The 15,349-nt window shown below is 60.8% G+C and carries 9 protein-coding genes and 1 pseudogene; 8 read left to right on the top strand and 2 right to left on the bottom strand.

Annotated features, from left to right (window positions below):
* Positions 1-18: 18 nt before the first annotated feature.
* Complete coding sequence (locus HU715_RS18590) at positions 19-435, bottom strand: NUDIX hydrolase (RefSeq protein WP_186709919.1); 417 nt, start codon at positions 433-435, stop codon at positions 19-21.
* Between the two features lie 214 nt (positions 436-649).
* Positions 650-2,017 carry a response regulator c-di-GMP phosphodiesterase, NosR family gene (gene nosR / locus HU715_RS18585; RefSeq protein ID WP_186709921.1) on the bottom strand — a complete coding sequence of 456 codons (1,368 nt, stop codon included), beginning with the start codon at positions 2,015-2,017 and terminating at the stop codon, positions 650-652.
* 228 nt (positions 2,018-2,245) lie between these two features.
* Between nosR and HU715_RS18580 the strand changes: the two genes are divergently transcribed.
* The 8 genes and pseudogenes from HU715_RS18580 (at position 2,246) to HU715_RS18550 (ending at position 15,349) form a co-directional block, all read left to right on the top strand.
* Positions 2,246-4,537 carry a GGDEF/EAL domain-containing response regulator gene (locus HU715_RS18580; protein WP_186709923.1) on the top strand — a complete coding sequence of 764 codons (2,292 nt, stop codon included), beginning with the start codon at positions 2,246-2,248 and terminating at the stop codon, positions 4,535-4,537.
* The gene (locus HU715_RS18575) at positions 4,534-6,408 is read left to right on the top strand and encodes a putative bifunctional diguanylate cyclase/phosphodiesterase (RefSeq protein WP_186709924.1); all 1,875 of its coding nucleotides are present in this window, start codon (positions 4,534-4,536) and stop codon (positions 6,406-6,408) included. The genes HU715_RS18580 and HU715_RS18575 overlap by 4 nt, the downstream gene beginning before the upstream one ends.
* A 42-nt stretch (positions 6,409-6,450) precedes the next feature.
* Positions 6,451-7,410, top strand: coding sequence for a cytochrome-c peroxidase (locus HU715_RS18570; protein WP_186709925.1), 960 nt, complete (start codon positions 6,451-6,453; stop codon positions 7,408-7,410).
* Positions 7,407-9,209, top strand: coding sequence for a DAHL domain-containing sensor histidine kinase (locus HU715_RS18565; RefSeq protein WP_186709926.1), 1,803 nt, complete (start codon positions 7,407-7,409; stop codon positions 9,207-9,209). The genes HU715_RS18570 and HU715_RS18565 overlap by 4 nt, the downstream gene beginning before the upstream one ends.
* Before the next feature lie 590 nt (positions 9,210-9,799).
* A pseudogene (locus tag HU715_RS27715) lies at positions 9,800-9,886 on the top strand (hypothetical protein); the annotation flags it as partial.
* Between the two features lie 57 nt (positions 9,887-9,943).
* Positions 9,944-10,612, top strand: coding sequence for an ATP-binding protein (locus HU715_RS27710; RefSeq protein WP_437182515.1), 669 nt, complete (start codon positions 9,944-9,946; stop codon positions 10,610-10,612).
* A 394-nt stretch (positions 10,613-11,006) separates the two neighbouring features.
* A complete protein-coding gene (locus HU715_RS18555; RefSeq protein ID WP_186709928.1) occupies positions 11,007-12,626 on the top strand; it encodes an FMN-binding glutamate synthase family protein in 1,620 nt (539 codons plus the stop codon).
* 305 nt (positions 12,627-12,931) lie between these two features.
* A complete protein-coding gene (locus tag HU715_RS18550; RefSeq protein WP_225917656.1) occupies positions 12,932-15,349 on the top strand; it encodes a glycoside hydrolase family 3 N-terminal domain-containing protein in 2,418 nt (805 codons plus the stop codon).

Genomic DNA, 15,349 nt, shown 5'->3' with positions numbered 1-15,349 from the left:
CAGTCCTTGAGGCGTGAATCAGCAGGTAGCGAGAAGTGTCGCTCGATAAAACGGCAGGATCACCTCGCCTGTCAACGGTGCCAGCACCAGATCGCTGTCGCCGGCCGGGTCGATCCAGCACACCTCTTCAATTTCGGCCGCTGGCGAAACCGCAGCGTCGATGCTCAGCAAAAACACCTCGGCCTGCACGGTGAACCCCGGCTCGTTGGCCGCCGGTGCGCTGAACACGCCTAGGTAATGGGCCTGTGCCGGGTCGATCTGCAACCCCAGTTCCTCTTCCAGCTCACGGGCCAGCGCCTGCACCGGTTGTTCATGGGCCTCGATCTTGCCGCCCGGCTGCATGAAGGCTTGGGTGCCGCGCTTGCGCACCAGCAGGGTTCGCCCGTCCGGCCCGAGCAACAGGGCGGCGGCGATGCGGATGAGGGGGGTGGTCATGAGGGGTCAAAGCCTTGGTCGCGAAAATGCCAGGGAGATTACAGACCTCGGCGGCGGGAGCAAAGCCTGGCGCATGCCACAACCCACCACAGTCCCCTGTGGGAGCGAGCCTGCTCGCGAAAGCGGTGTGTCAGCCAAATCATATTTAACTGCTATACCGCCTTCGCGAGCAGGCTCGCTCCCACAAGGAATCGCAGTGACCGCTAGAGCCGCATCACCCCAAAATCGGCTTCGGCGCCGTAGGGTCGGCCGCCTCTTCGGGGATCTTGACGAATACGCTGTACCGCGCGCCTTCCATCGCTTCGAAGGCAATGAGTTTTTCGATCAACGGGCCGCTCAGGACCTTGCCGGCGTTGAGCAGCAACATGCCGTTGTCGGCATTGAGGTTGCGCGCCAGAATCATCCCTGCAGTCAACTCGCGAGTGGCGGAGACTTGCACCGTCGGATCCGACAAGGTCACGTCTTCCAGGTATTCGGCACAGGCCTTGATGAAATCCTCGATCATGTCCGGGTCGTACAGCTTGCCGGCGTACTTGCGGATGTAGACCAGCGCTTCGTCGCTGTTCATCTGCCGTTCCAGGATCAACCCGCGCTGCAACTCGATGAAGTCCACCGCCAGTTTCAACAGGCGCGAGCCGAACGGAATCGCTTCGCCTTTCAGATGCTCGGGGAAACCGCTGCCGTCCCAGCGCTCCTGGTGATGGCGGATGATCCGCGCCGCGTCCTTCATCGGGTCCAGGGTCATCAGCAGCGATTCGCTCTGCTTCGGATAGGCGCGGTACAGCTCCAGTTCGGTGTGGTGCAGCATGTCGGCGGGCGTGACCATCATGTTGTCGGTCCAGCTCAGCTTGCCGATGTTGTAGAGCGCCGCCGCCATGGTCAGGTCGCGGTCGGTGGACTCATCGAGAAAATTGAGCCGGCTATAGACCCGGATCAGCTCGATGATCTGCCGGTTGGTCTGCTTGGCCTTGGGCAGGCGCAGGTTGGCGATCAGCGAAAACACCTCGGTGCTGGTCACATAGCTGCGCTTTAGCTCGTCATAAGCCAGGTCAAGCATGTCGGCGGTCTGCTGCAGCTCGGAGGTGCGCGACGCCACGCGTTTTTCCAGGGTGGCGTTCAGGGTCTTGAGTTGCTGGTTCTGCTCGCGGTTCAGCGCTTCGAGGCGCTGGCGCTCGCTTTCGGAGTGCTGGTGGGCCAGGGCCTGGCGCAAGGCCTGCACCAACTCCTCATCGTTCCACGGCTTGCTGAGGTAGCGATAAAGCTGCCCCTCGTTGATGGCCTTGGTCATCATGTCCACATCGGCATAACCGGTGAGCAGGATGCGCAAGGTCGATGGATACAACTTGCGGATTTCGGCCAGCAGCGTGGCGCCATCCATGTTCGGCATGCGCGCGTCGGTCATCACCAGGTCGACCGGGCGCTCCTTGAGAATTTCCAGCGCCTTGGCGCCACTGTCTGCCAGCAGGATCTCATACGGCTGGCTGCGCAATAGCCGACGCAAGCTATTGAGAATCGACTCTTCGTCATCGACCAACAGCACCGTCGGCTTCTTTACCGGAACATCCGGCGATTGACCTTCCATTTGCAACCCCCTCCTGATTCACGACAACCGTTCTACCTTAGCCCCAAAAAACAGGCTAGTAGATTGCGAAGATTTAGACACATTTGCCATCAGTGGCCGAGCGCATCCCGATCAGACGACTATGCTGTACCCCATGAAGGGCCATGTATAGGCCGAATACTCATGCCAGCGAAAGGGATAGCAGATGTTCCCAAGGTTCTATAGTCCGCATCAAAACGGTGCACGGCCATGAGCCTGCCTTTGGATAAAACCAATCGGCGGATCCTGATCGTCGACGACACCCCGACCATCCATGAGGATTTTCGCAAGATCCTCAGCCCGCAGATGAGCGCCGAAGATAACTTGAGCAGCGCCGAAGAAGCCCTGTTCGGCGCGCCGGTGGCGGTCGCCGGCACGAGTTTCGTGCTCGACTCGGCGTTCCAGGGCATGGAGGCCTTGAACAAGGTCGAAGCGGCGCTGGCCCAGGGGCAACCCTACGCCATGGCGTTCATCGACATGCGCATGCCACCGGGCTGGGACGGCCTGGAAACCATCGAACGGCTATGGCGCGCCGACCCCAAGCTGCAAGTGGCGTTGTGCACCGCGTACTCGGATTATTCCTGGGAAGATATTTCCGAGCGCCTGGAACTGGGCGACCGCCTGCTTATCCTGAAAAAACCCTTCGACGCCATCGAGATCCGCCAGATGGCCAGCGCCTTGACCGTCAAATGGCAGATGACCGAAGACGCAGCGCTGAAAATGGACATGCTCGAACGAGCGGTCGAGGAACGCACCCGAGAGTTGGCCGACGCCAATATCATCGTGCAGAACAGCCCGACCATCCTCTATCGCTTGCGGGGCGAACCGCCGTTCGCGTTGATGTACATCTCCCATAACATCACCAAGTTCGGTCATTCCGCGGCGCAACTGATCAACTCGCCGGACTGGGCAGAAACCCTGATCCATGCCGATGACCAGGCCAAAGTCCAGGAGGCCATGGTGCGCGTCCTCGACCGTGACACCGTGGGGGCGTCCATCGAGTTTCGCATGCGCACCGGCGACGACACGTTCCGCTGGGTGGAGAACCGCTACATCCCGGTGCGCAACGACCAGGGTCTGTTGCTGGAGGTGGAAGGCATCATCCTCGACATCACCGAACGCAGGCTGGCCGAAGAAAAGATCGCCCTGCTCGCCCGCACCGACGGCCTGACCGGGTTGGCCAACCGCGCCACCATGATCGAGCGCTTGCACCAGGCCTTCGCCGCCGCGCGTCGCGGGGCGGCGCCGTTTGCCATGTTCTACCTGGACCTGGACCACTTCAAACGCATCAACGACACCCTGGGCCATCCCATCGGCGACCTGCTGTTGCAGGAAGTTGCCGTGCGCATCAAGGCCTGTACCCGGGAAAACGACGTGGTGGCGCGCCTGGGCGGCGACGAGTTCGCCCTGCTGCAACTGGACGTGCATGAAGCGACCCATTGCGCCGCGCTGGCGGGCAAGATCCGCGACGCCCTCGTGGCGCCGTACTCCCTGGACGGCAACGACGTGCGGATCTCGGTGAGCATCGGCATCGCCCTGTACACCCCACAGAGCCTGAGTGCCGACAGCCTGATGGCGCAATCCGACATGGCCCTGTACCGCTCCAAGGAAAAGGGCCGCAACCAGTACCACTTCCACAACGAGGAAATCAACCAGGAAGTCACCGACCGGGTCGCCCTCGCCAACGACCTGCGCCAAGCCATCGAAAACCACGAACTGCACTTGCACTACCTGCCGGAAGTCGACCTCGGCACCGGCAAGATCCTCGGCATGGGCGTACAAGTGCGCTGGAACCACCCCGAACGGGGCTGGCTGGAACCGGCGGCCTTCATGCCCGCCGCCGAGAAGACCGGGATCATCATTGGCCTGGGGCATTGGGTGCTGGACCAGGCCTGCCAGCAAATGCGCCAGTGGCGCGACCAGGGCATGGCGCCGCCGGTGATCGCCATCGACCTGTCCCTGACCCAGCTCAAGACCGGCCCGGAACTGATCTACGACGTGCTGCGCACCACCGCGCGCTGGGAACTGGCGCCCTGGGACCTGCGTTTCGACGTCACCGAAGCCACCCTGGCCCAGACCAAGTGGACCCACAACGACGTGCTGCCGCGCCTCTGCGAATTGGGTGTGCAGATCGCCATCGATGACTTCGGCACCGAATATTCCTCGTTCGACTACCTCAAGACCTACCGGGTCAATCACCTCAAGCTCGCCCAGCGGTTCCTGGACAGTGCCAGCGACAATCCCGAAAACGCCACGACCTTGCGGGCGATCATCAACTTTGCCCGGGACGTGGGCATCGGGATCATTGCCGAGGGCGTCGAGACCCAGGAGCAACGCACCACGCTGATGTCCAGCGGCGGGGCGATGCAGGCCCAGGGGCATTACTTCAGCACCGTGGTCGACAGCGGCCAGGCCGCCGAACTGCTCAAGGCCGGCACCATCATTCCCGCGACAGACCACTGGACCCGACCTGCGAGCCAGCTATCGGAGAGCAATCCATGAACCCCATGTCGGTACCTGCCAACCGGCGAATCCTGGTGGTGGACGATACGCCGGCGATCCACCAGGACTTTCGCAAGATCCTCAGCCCCAGCGCCGGCCTCGATGACTCGCTGGACGACACCGAGAGCCTGCTGTTCGGCACCCCGCAGGTCAGCCGGCTGCAGTTCCAGATCGACTCGGCCTACCAGGGCGAGGAGGCGCTGGAACTGGTCAAGCGCGCCCAGGCCGAAGGCCAGCCCTATGCGTTGGTGTTCGCCGACATGCGCATGCCGCCGGGCTGGGACGGCCTGCAAACCATCGAGGCGCTGTGGGAGGCCGACCCACGGCTGCAAATCGCCCTGTGCACGGCGTTCTCGGATTACTCCTGGGAAACCATGTCCGAACGGATCGAGTTCGACGATCAGTTGCTGATCCTCAAGAAGCCCTTCGACACCCTGGAAATCCGCCAGATGGCCAGCGCCATGACCTGGAAATGGCAACTGGCCCAGGATGCGGCGAGGAAAATGCGCAGCCTGGAACGCACGATCGAAGAGCGCGTCCAGGAATTGCTCAAGGTGTCTCACCTGCTGCAATACGACGTGCTCACCGAACTGCCCAACAGCATGTTGCTCGGCGACCGCCTGACCCAGGCCATGGCCCAGTGCCGTCGGCATGACAAGCAACTGGCGGTGATGTTCCTCGGCCTGGACCGTTTCAAGCGCATCAATAACGCCCTGGGCCATCCGGTGGGCGATGAGATGCTCAAGCGCGTGGCGCGGGCGTTGGCAACCGTGGTGCGCGAGTCCGACTCGGTGTTTCGCTACGGCTCCGATGAATTCGTCGTGGTGCTGGGTGACATTGTCGATCCGCAGCAGATCAAAGGCGTGGCCGACAAACTGCTGGCGGCCATCAGTTCCCCGCAACCGATCGACGGCCATGACCTGAGCGTCACCGCGAGCCTGGGCATCAGCGTCTACCCGAGCGACGGTTTCGACGCCGTGGCGCTGATCAAGAAAGCCGAGACGGCGATGCGCAACGTCAAGGAGACCGGCCCCAACGACTACCGTTTTTTCACCGAGGATATGAACCGTCGGGCACGGCAGCAGCAAACCATCGAATCGGGCCTGCGCCTGGGCCTGCAACGCAAGGAATTCGTGCTGCATTACCAGCCCAAGCTCGACCTCAAGAGCGGCAAGGTGGTCGGCGTCGAGGCGCTGGTGCGCTGGGACAGGCCGGGGCACGGCATGGTCTACCCGTCGGATTTCATTCCGGTGGCCGAGGACAGCGGCCTGATCGTCCCACTGAGCCAATGGGTGCTCCAGGAAGCCTGCCAGCAGGCCTGTCGCTGGCAAGCCGAGGGCATGCGCCCGCTGTACCTGTCGGTGAACGTCTCGGCCATCGACTTTCGCCAGCGCGGCTTCGTCGAAGGCATCGCCCGCACCCTCAAGGAAACCGGCCTGGAACCGACACAGTTAGAACTGGAGATCACCGAAAGCGTACTGATGCAGAACGTCGATACCACGGTCGCCATCCTCAAGGCCATCAAGCAGCTGGGGATACGCCTGGCCATCGATGACTTCGGCACCGGCTATTCGAGCCTGAGCTACTTGCAGAAATTTCCGGTGGATGTGCTGAAGATCGACCAGTCGTTCGTGGGTGACCTGAGCATCGACAGCAACGATGCCAAGCTGGTGAGCACCATCATCAGCCTGGGCAAGAGCCTGAATCTGCACATCATCGCCGAAGGGGTGGAAACCCTTGAGCAGCTTGAATTTCTCAAGCAGCACCAATGCGAGGAAGTCCAAGGTTATTACTTCAGCAAGGCCGTCGAACCACAGGCCTTTGCCGACTGGATGACCGAATGGGAAAAACGCCAGAACCCGTTTTCGTGAACACCGGAGTGTCCTCAACCAACGTTTCAAGGAAAGCATCCCATGGCGTTACATGGACTGACTCTGGCGCTCGGCCTGCTCGTGGGAATGAGCGTGGCCGCGCACGCCGCCCCACTGGACGAACCCCTCAAGCCCCTGCCACCGATTCCGACCCTGGACCCCAAGCGCGTCCAGCTGGGGCTGCGGCTGTTCAATGACCCGCGGCTGTCGGTCAACAACACGCTGTCCTGCGCCAGTTGCCATCGCCTGGACAAGGGCGGCGCCGACGACAAACCGTTTTCCCTGGGCTTCGACGGCAAGCCAGTGGAGGTCAATACGCCGACCGTGTTCAATGCTGGCCTCAACTTCCACCAATTCTGGGATGGCCGCGTCGATACGCTGGAAGAACAGGTCCACATCGTCGTGACCAGCCCGGCGGAAATGGGTAGCACCTGGGAGTCTGTCGTCAAGCGCATCGCCGATGATCCGGGTTATGCCAAGGATTTCAACGACGCCTACCCCGACGGGGTGACCAAGCCCAATATCCAGGGTGCCCTGGCCGATTACGAACGGACCTTGCAGACACCCAATTCGCGCTTCGACCAGTACCTGCTGGGCAATACCGATGCCCTCACGCCCCGGGAAAAATTCGGTTACCAGCGGTTCAAGGAATACGGCTGCATCGCTTGTCACCAGGGCGTGAACATCGGGGGCAACATGTTCCAGAAATTCGGCATCATGGGTGACTACTTCGTTGACCGCGGCAACCCCACCCGGGCCGACGAAGGACGCTTCAACATCACCGGTGATGAAAATGATCACCAGGTTTTCAAAGTACCGAGCCTGCGTAACGTGGCCGTTACCGCGCCCTATTTCCATGACGGGTCGGCGCCAACCCTGGAGCGCGCGGTAGAGGTCATGTTCAAGTACCAACTGGGTCGTGAGCCCCTCAAGAACGATACGACGTTGATCGTCGAGTTCCTCAAGACCCTGACCGGTGAATGGGAGGGCAAGCCCCTATGACAGTCCTCCGTCGCCTCGGCCTGGCCTTCATTGGCGTCTTGCTGGCGGGCATCCTGTTGTTCATGTACATCAACTCGGGCGCCCAGCAGGCCGCCTCGTACATTGAATCCCGTGACCTGATCCGATTGCTCAAGCAACAGGACGCCATCTGGGACAACGAAATCCTCAAGTCGCGGATCGCCCTGACCCACAACTACGACCCGCTGGTCTCTCCGCTGCACGAAATGGCACGCCTGTGGCAGCGCCTGGACGCCATCGAGGCGGAGCCTGGCCGGCATGGGCCGTCACTCTGGGAGGCCCAGCGCGACGAATACCTCAAGCTGGTCAAGGAAAAGACCCGCCTGGTGGAACAGTTCAAGTCCCATAACGCGGTGTTGCGCAACTCCCTGGCCTTCCTGCCCACCGGCGAGGACGATATCCAGGGCCAGTTCGCCCGGCTGCCCGACACGTACCGGCTGGAATTGCAGAACGTTGCCATCGACACCTACGACCTGTTGCTCAGCAGCATGGAGTTCGCCCAGCTCAGCTCCCCTGATATCGCGGCCGAGGTCCTGCTGGGGTTGAACCAGCTGGAGGTCAACAAGGAGCGCCTGCCTGAGGGACTGCTCAACTCCGTCGAAGTCCTGCGCAGACACATCGGGGTGATCCTGCGGGAACAGCCAAAGGTCAATGAATTATTAACAGGCATCGAAATGGTCCCCTTGGCCGACCGCCTGGACACCATTACCAACCTACTCGAGAAAGACCAGGCAAAAGCCGCGGCCAAATACGAGCGCAACCACGTCTACCTGCTGGTGTTCGCCACGCTCCTGGTGTTGATCCTGATCTGGCTGGGGATCCGGCTGATCCGCAGCTTCGCCGAGATCAAGCGGGTCAACAACGCCCTGCAAACCGCCAACGACGAGCTGGAACAACGGGTCGAAGAGCGTACCCGCCAACTCAAGGACACCCAGAGCGAGCTGATGGACACCGCCCGCCAGGCCGGCATGGCGGAAATCGCCACCAACGTGCTGCACAACGTCGGTAACGTCCTCAATAGCGTGAACATTTCCGCCGACCTGGTCAGCCGCAAACTGCGCAGCAGCAAGGCGCTGGGGCTGGGCAAGGCGATGCAATTGATCAACGAACACACCGACGACCTCGGGCACTTCCTCACCGAAGACGCCAAGGGCAAGCTGCTGCCCGGCTACCTCAACCAACTGGTGGAGGCCATCGCGTCGGAGCAGCAGAGCCTGACCGATGAGCTGGCGCAGTTGAGCAAGAGCGTGGACCACATCAAGGACATCGTCGCCACACAGCAATCCTATGCGGGGGCCAACAGCCTGCTCGAACCGCTGGTGGTCAGCGAGCTGCTCGAGGACGCCCTGCGCATGAACTCCGGTGCCCTGACCCGCCACCATGTTACGGTGATCAAGGAATACGGTGATGTGCCGCGGATCATGGGCGACAAGCACCGCTTGCTGTTGATCCTGATCAACCTGATCAGCAACGCCAAATACGCCATGGCCGGGGTGTCCAACCATGCGCGGAACATGACGCTCAAGGCGGACGTCGTCGATGGCGAGACCCTGCAAATCAGCGTCAAGGACGAAGGCGAAGGCATCCCGGAGGAGAACATGACGCGCATCTTCGCCCACGGCTTTACCACGCGTAAGGAAGGCCACGGCTTCGGCCTGCACAGCTGCGCATTGGCGGCCATTGAAATGAACGGCCACCTCACCGCCCACAGTGAGGGGCCAGGAAAAGGGGCGACGTTCCAATTGCAGGTGCCCCTGAAACTTGCAGAAGGTGAGCCATGAACAGTATGAGTAACCGTCGCATCCTGTTGATCGACGACACACCCGCCATTCATGAAGATTTCCGCAAGATCCTCACCCCGGAAGATGAGGGCAACACGGACTTGCAGGACATGGAAAGCGCCCTGTTCGGCGAAGCGCCGAAACCTGCCGCCACCGTGTTCGAACTCGACTCGGCTTATGGCGGGCAGGAAGGCCTGAACAAATTGCTGGCGGCAGCGGCCAAGGAACGCCCCTATGCCCTGGCCTTTGTCGACATGCGCATGCCCGAAGGCTGGGATGGCGCCAAGACCATCGAAGAACTCTGGAAGCGCGACCCGCAGCTGCAAGTGGTGGTGTGCACCGCTTATTCGGATTACTCCTGGGATGAACTGCTCGATCGCCTGAACGGCCACGACCGCTTGCTGATCCTGAAGAAGCCGTTCGACAACATCGAAGTCCAGCAGATGGCCAACACCCTGACCACCAAATGGGAAATGACCTCCCGTGCGCAGTTGAAAATGAACAAGCTCGAAGACCTGGTGGAACAACGCACCCAGGCGTTCAAACAGGCCAGCGAACTGCTGCAAATGGAGATCGACGAACGCAAGATGCTGGAAACCCAGTTGGTGCAATCGGAAAAACTCGCCTCCCTGGGCCAGTTGGCGGCCGGCGTGGCCCACGAAATCAACAACCCGATCGGCTTCATTTCTTCGAACCTGGGGGCGCTGGACGGCTACTTCGGCAAGCTCCAGGAAATGCTCAGCGCCTACAGCAGCGCCGAGGAGGCCATCGCCTCGCCGGAGCTGGTGGTGAACTTGAGAAAGCTGCGCGAACAGGTGGAGCTCGACTTCCTGGTGGAGGACATTCCCCTGCTGATCAAGGAATCCAAGGATGGCATCGGCCGGGTCGGGCAGATCGTCAAGGACTTGAAGGACTTTTCCCGCGTCGACTCCAGCCAGGAATGGCAGATGGCCAATTTGCAGCAAGGCATGGATTCGACCTTGAACATCGTTGCCAACGAGATCAAGTACAAGGCCGACGTGGTCAAGCAGTACACGCCGTTGCCGGAGGTGGAATGCCTGCCGTCGCAGATCAACCAAGTGATCATGAACCTGATCGTCAACGCCGCCCAGGCCATCGGCCCAGAACGCGGCACCATCACCCTGCGCAACGGGGTCGGTGACGAAACCGTGTGGATCGAAGTGGCGGACAACGGCTCGGGCATTCCCCCCGAGACCCTGCAGAAAATCTTCGACCCGTTCTTCACCACCAAACCGATTGGCCAAGGCACCGGGCTGGGGCTGTCGTTGTCCTACGGCATCGTGAAAAAACACCACGGCGAAATCACCGTCCGCAGCGAAGTCGGCGTCGGCACCACCTTCCGCGTGGAATTGCCGGTGCGGCAGATGAAGCAGGCAGGCTGAGCCCCCCGGCAGTTCAAATTGTGGGAGCGAGCTTGCTCGCGATAGCGGTGCGACAGTCAATGCAGGAGTTGAATGTGCGGCCGCCATCGCGAGCAAGCCCGCTCCCACAGGTTTTTCTGGCGCTCATAAACTGATTACTCCAGCAACACACAACCCCTGTGGCGAGGGAGCTTGCTCCCGCTCGGCGGCGCAGCCGTCGTAAAACCGGCTCACGCGGTCTGTCTGAATGCTCGCAATGACCCCATGGGGGCCGCTTCGCAGCCCAGCGGGAGCAAGCTCCCTCGCCACAATGGCCCGTGTTTCACCACAAAACCAATTGTGGGGGTTTGCTCCCTCGCCACGGGCCACATTCCAAGCTAATGTCTCGCCAGTCGCTCAACCCCAAGGAACCCGCATGAGCCTGTCGTTGCTGAGCCGTTACGCCTTCTTTGCCTGCTGTGTCATCTTCACCCTCGCCAGCCTGCCGTTCCTGCAACACGACTGGCTCTGGCCGATCGCACTGGTGACCGGGCTGTTGAGCCTGCTGGGGCTGTTCGATCTGCTGCAGAGCCGCCACGCCGTACGGCGCAACTATCCAATCCTGGGCAACATCCGCTACCTGGTCGAAGGCATCCGCCCAGAGATCCGCCAGTACCTGCTCGAATCCGACAGCGATGCCCTGCCCTTCTCCCGCGCCCAGCGCTCGCTGGTGTACTCCCGGGCCAAGAACGAAAGCGCCGACAAACCCTTTGGCACCTTGATCGACGTCTACCAGACCGGTTTCGAATTCATCGGCCACTCCATGCGCCCGGCGCCGTTGAGCGACCCCAGCGGTTTTCGCGTGACAGTCGGCGGCCCGCAATGCACCCAGCCCTACTCGGCCTCGGTGTTCAACATCTCGGCCATGAGCTTCGGCTCCCTGAGCGCCAACGCCATCCGCGCTTTGAACCAGGGGGCCAAGCTGGGCAACTTCGCCCACGACACCGGCGAAGGCAGCATCAGCCCCTACCACCGCGAACACGGTGGCGACCTGACCTGGGAACTGGGCAGCGGCTATTTCGGTTGCCGTACATCCGACGGGCACTTCGACCCGGAGCGCTTCGCCGCCCAGGCCCGGAACCCGCAGGTACGGATGATCGAAATCAAGATGAGCCAGGGCGCCAAGCCCGGCCATGGCGGGATCCTGCCCAAGCACAAAGTCACTCGGGAAATCGCCGAGACCCGCGGCATCCTCATGGGCGAGGATTGTATTTCGCCGTCATGCCACAGCGCGTTTTCCACGCCGATCGAACTGATGCAGTTCGTCCAGCAACTGCGTGAATTGTCCGGCGGCAAACCGGTGGGCTTCAAATTCTGCCTCGGCCATCCATGGGAGTTCATGGGCATCGCCAAGGCCATGCTGGAAACCGGGATCCTGCCCGACTTCATCGTGGTGGACGGCAAGGAAGGCGGCACCGGCGCCGCGCCAGTGGAGTTCACCGACCACATCGGCGTGCCGCTGCGTGAAGGCCTGTTGTTCGTGCACAACACCCTGGTGGGCCTGAACCTGCGGGACAAGATCAAGCTCGGCGCCAGTGGCAAGATCGTCAGCGCCTTCGACATCGCCAGCGTCCTGGCCATCGGCGCCGACTGGGCCAACGCCGCGCGCGGCTTCATGTTCGCCATCGGCTGCATCCAGTCGCAAAGCTGCCACACCAACAAATGCCCCACCGGCGTCGCCACCCAAGACACCCTGCGCCAGCGCGCCCTGGTCGTCCCGGATAAAGCCCAACGGGTCTACAACTTCCACCGCAACACCCTCAAGGCCCTGGCCGAAATGCTCGCCGCCGCCGGGCTTGAGCATCCTTCGCAATTGCAGCCTAAGCATTTGGTGCGGCGGATGTCGGCGACCGAGGTGAAGTTGTTCTCGCAGTTGCATGTGTTTTTGAAGCCGGGGGAATTGCTCACGGGTGAGGTCAATGGGGCGTTTTATTCGCGGATGTGGCAGATGGCGCGGGCGGATAGTTTTGAGCCGCGGGAAATTGCGGCGGCTTAAGCGCCGCATAGTTACTGATACGCACCAGCTTTTGTGGCGAGGGAGCTTGCTCCCGCTGGGTTGCGAAGCGGCCCCAATTGCCGAACACGGAGTGTCAGCCAAACCACGCCGACCCGTTTGCGACTGCTACGCAGCCGAGCGGGAGCAAGCTCCCTCGCCACAAGGTCCTTAGGCCTCTCAAGTGCACTGCTTTACCCGACTTTTTACGCCGAATCCACAACGCACCTGTAAGTTCTGACAGTAGACGCCAACTTCCTCACGATTGACCATCCACCCCGATGGTTCGCTCGTCATGGAAGGTGCTTATGTTGACCCGACGCGATCTGGTTGGTTTTGCTTCGCTTTTTGTGGCATTGGGTTCGGTGAGGTTTGCCGTGCTGCGGCCGGACAATCGTCGCCAAGCGTACCTAAGGTCTAATCCCATGGACTGGACCCACCTGGCCTCGGCAATCTTGCTTGGTATGTTGATTGTCGCCACATGGCTTGCTTCCATTGCCCAAGCCAATGAACGCACTCAAAAATCACAAGAGGACGCGGCATTCATCGAACGGTTGATCGGGCAAATGACCCTTGAAGAAAAGGCCGATCAACTGACCCAACTGAGTGTACTCACCATACCCACCGGCCCAATCGAAGACGCCAATGACCCCAAAAAAATCGGCACCTCAAAGGCCGGTTCGCTATTAGGTGCCTATGGCGCCGAAAACACTCGAAGATTGCAGCACGAAGCAGTCCAAGGCTCGCGTCTGCATATTCCGCAGTTGTTCTCGTTCGATGTGATCCACGGTTTCCGCACGATATTTCCCGTCCCATTGGCCGAAGCGTCGGCCTGGGACCCATACCTGTCGCAACGAACCGCCAGGGCCGCCGCAGTCGAAGCAACGGCCAGCGGCCTTCATTGGACCTTCGCTCCTATGGTCGATATCGCACGGGATTCGCGTTGGGGTCGAGTGATAGAGGGCGCCGGTGAAGATCCATTCCTGGGGGCTGCCCTCGCCGCTTCGCGTGTACGAGGATTTCGCGGTGAAGGTCCCCCCGACACCTCGTCAATACTGTCTACAGCCAAGCATTTCGTCGCTTATGGCGCGGCCGAAGGCGGCCTTGACTACAACATTTCCGACCTGTCCGAGCGCACATTGGAAGAAGTCTATCTCACGCCCTTTCGGGCCGCTGTCGAAGCGGGCGTCGATACGATCATGCCCGGTTTCAATGAAGTGGACAGTATGCCGATGCACGCCAACAGGAAACTGCTCAAACAGAAGCTGCGCGATGAATGGGACTTCCAGGGAGTCGTCGTCAGTGATTGGGCGGGCATAAGGGAATTGATACCGCACGGCGTTGCCTCCGTTCCCCGAGAGGCTGCGCGACTTGCTCTCAATGCGACTGTTGATATCGACATGGTCAGCGGTGACTACAACGCTGAACTACCGGCACTGGTGCGCAGCGGTCAACTTTCACAAGACGCTATTGATGGAGCCGTGCGTCGAGTGCTTCAAGCGAAGCAGCGTCTGGGCCTGTTCGACGACCCATATCGCTACAGCGACCCTACCCGCGAAAAAACGCAGTTGCTCCAGCCCCCCACACGCGCGCTGGCACGAGAGGCCGCGCAAAAATCCATCGTATTGCTAAAAAACGACGATGCGTTGCTGCCACTCTCAAAGAATCTACGCAAGCTCGTCGTGGTGGGAGCCCTCGCAAATGACGGTGTGTCCAGCTTGGGCTCTTGGAGCGCTGACGGTCGTGCCAGCGAATCAATCACCGTACTGGAGGGGATAAAGCGCGCCGTATCGCCCATGACGGAGGTTGTCTATGTCCCGGCGGCCTCTCCCGGCAGTACGGACATCTCCGGCATTGAAGAGGTTCAGCGTGCGGTCGTGGATGCCGATGTGATCGTGGCTGCGCTGGGAGAAACGGCAGACATGAGCGGCGAAGCACGAAGCCGTACTTCCCTTGGCCTGCCAGGAGCGCAAGATGCGCTGGTCGCGCAACTGATCAAAACAGGCAAGCCTGTGGTAGTCGTCCTAATGAATGGACGTCCGCTGGCCATTCCCACCGTGGACGAACATGTTCCCGCGATACTTGAGGCTTGGTTTTTGGGTACCGAAATGGGCCACGCGGTGGCGGACGTACTTTTCGGTGATGTGAACCCCAGCGGAAAGCTACCTATTACCTTCCCGCGCACGGTGGGGCAAGTTCCTATCTATCTAGCCCGCAAAAACACTGGGCGACCGCCGAGCGGCACCAATGCATACGCCTCAAGCTACATCGATTCCAAGTGGACGGCTCTTTACCCGTTTGGTCATGGCCTGAGCTACACCACATTCACCTATGGAACCCCGAGACTCAGTAAACAGCGCTTGGCCTTCGATGAAACATTGACCGTCCAAGTAGATGTTCAGAACAGCGGTCAACGAGCCGGAGAGGAAACCGTGCAATTGTATCTACGGCAAGACGTCGCGAGCATCACGCGCCCGGTGCGCATGCTGCGCGGTTTTTCCAAAGTCAGACTCGCTCCAGGAGAAAGCACAACCGTCAGCTTTCTGCTCGATCAGGACGACTGGGCGTTGCTCAACCATGACCTCTTGCGATTCGTGGAGTCAGGCATTTTTACGGTGTTCATCGGCGGCACTTCTGCCACTGATAATCAGGCGAAGTTTGAAGTCATCACCAGTGCACAACTGACCGGCCCCGGCTCAGCCATCCCACGCACCTTGCGTGATTAA

The sequence above is a fragment of the Pseudomonas zanjanensis genome (genome assembly GCF_014268745.2).
Lineage (GTDB): Bacteria > Pseudomonadota > Gammaproteobacteria > Pseudomonadales > Pseudomonadaceae > Aquipseudomonas > Aquipseudomonas zanjanensis.
Note: the sequence above shows the minus strand (reverse complement) of the source record. Positions and strands in the feature narration are given on the sequence as shown.

Bases quoted from the DNA above. Each gene is read 5' to 3' on its own strand.
- HU715_RS18550 (WP_225917656.1), top strand. From the start codon at position 12,932: ATGTTGACCCGACGCGATCTGGTTGGTTTTGCTTCGCTTTTTGTGGCA.
- HU715_RS18590 (WP_186709919.1), bottom strand. From the start codon at position 435: ATGACCACCCCCCTCATCCGCATCGCCGCCGCCCTGTTGCTCGGGCCG.
- HU715_RS18555 (WP_186709928.1), top strand. From the start codon at position 11,007: ATGAGCCTGTCGTTGCTGAGCCGTTACGCCTTCTTTGCCTGCTGTGTC.
- nosR (WP_186709921.1), bottom strand. From the start codon at position 2,017: ATGGAAGGTCAATCGCCGGATGTTCCGGTAAAGAAGCCGACGGTGCTG.
- HU715_RS27710 (WP_437182515.1), top strand. From the start codon at position 9,944: ATGCTCAGCGCCTACAGCAGCGCCGAGGAGGCCATCGCCTCGCCGGAG.
- HU715_RS18565 (WP_186709926.1), top strand. From the start codon at position 7,407: ATGACAGTCCTCCGTCGCCTCGGCCTGGCCTTCATTGGCGTCTTGCTG.
- HU715_RS18570 (WP_186709925.1), top strand. From the start codon at position 6,451: ATGGCGTTACATGGACTGACTCTGGCGCTCGGCCTGCTCGTGGGAATG.
- HU715_RS18575 (WP_186709924.1), top strand. From the start codon at position 4,534: ATGAACCCCATGTCGGTACCTGCCAACCGGCGAATCCTGGTGGTGGAC.
- HU715_RS18580 (WP_186709923.1), top strand. From the start codon at position 2,246: ATGAGCCTGCCTTTGGATAAAACCAATCGGCGGATCCTGATCGTCGAC.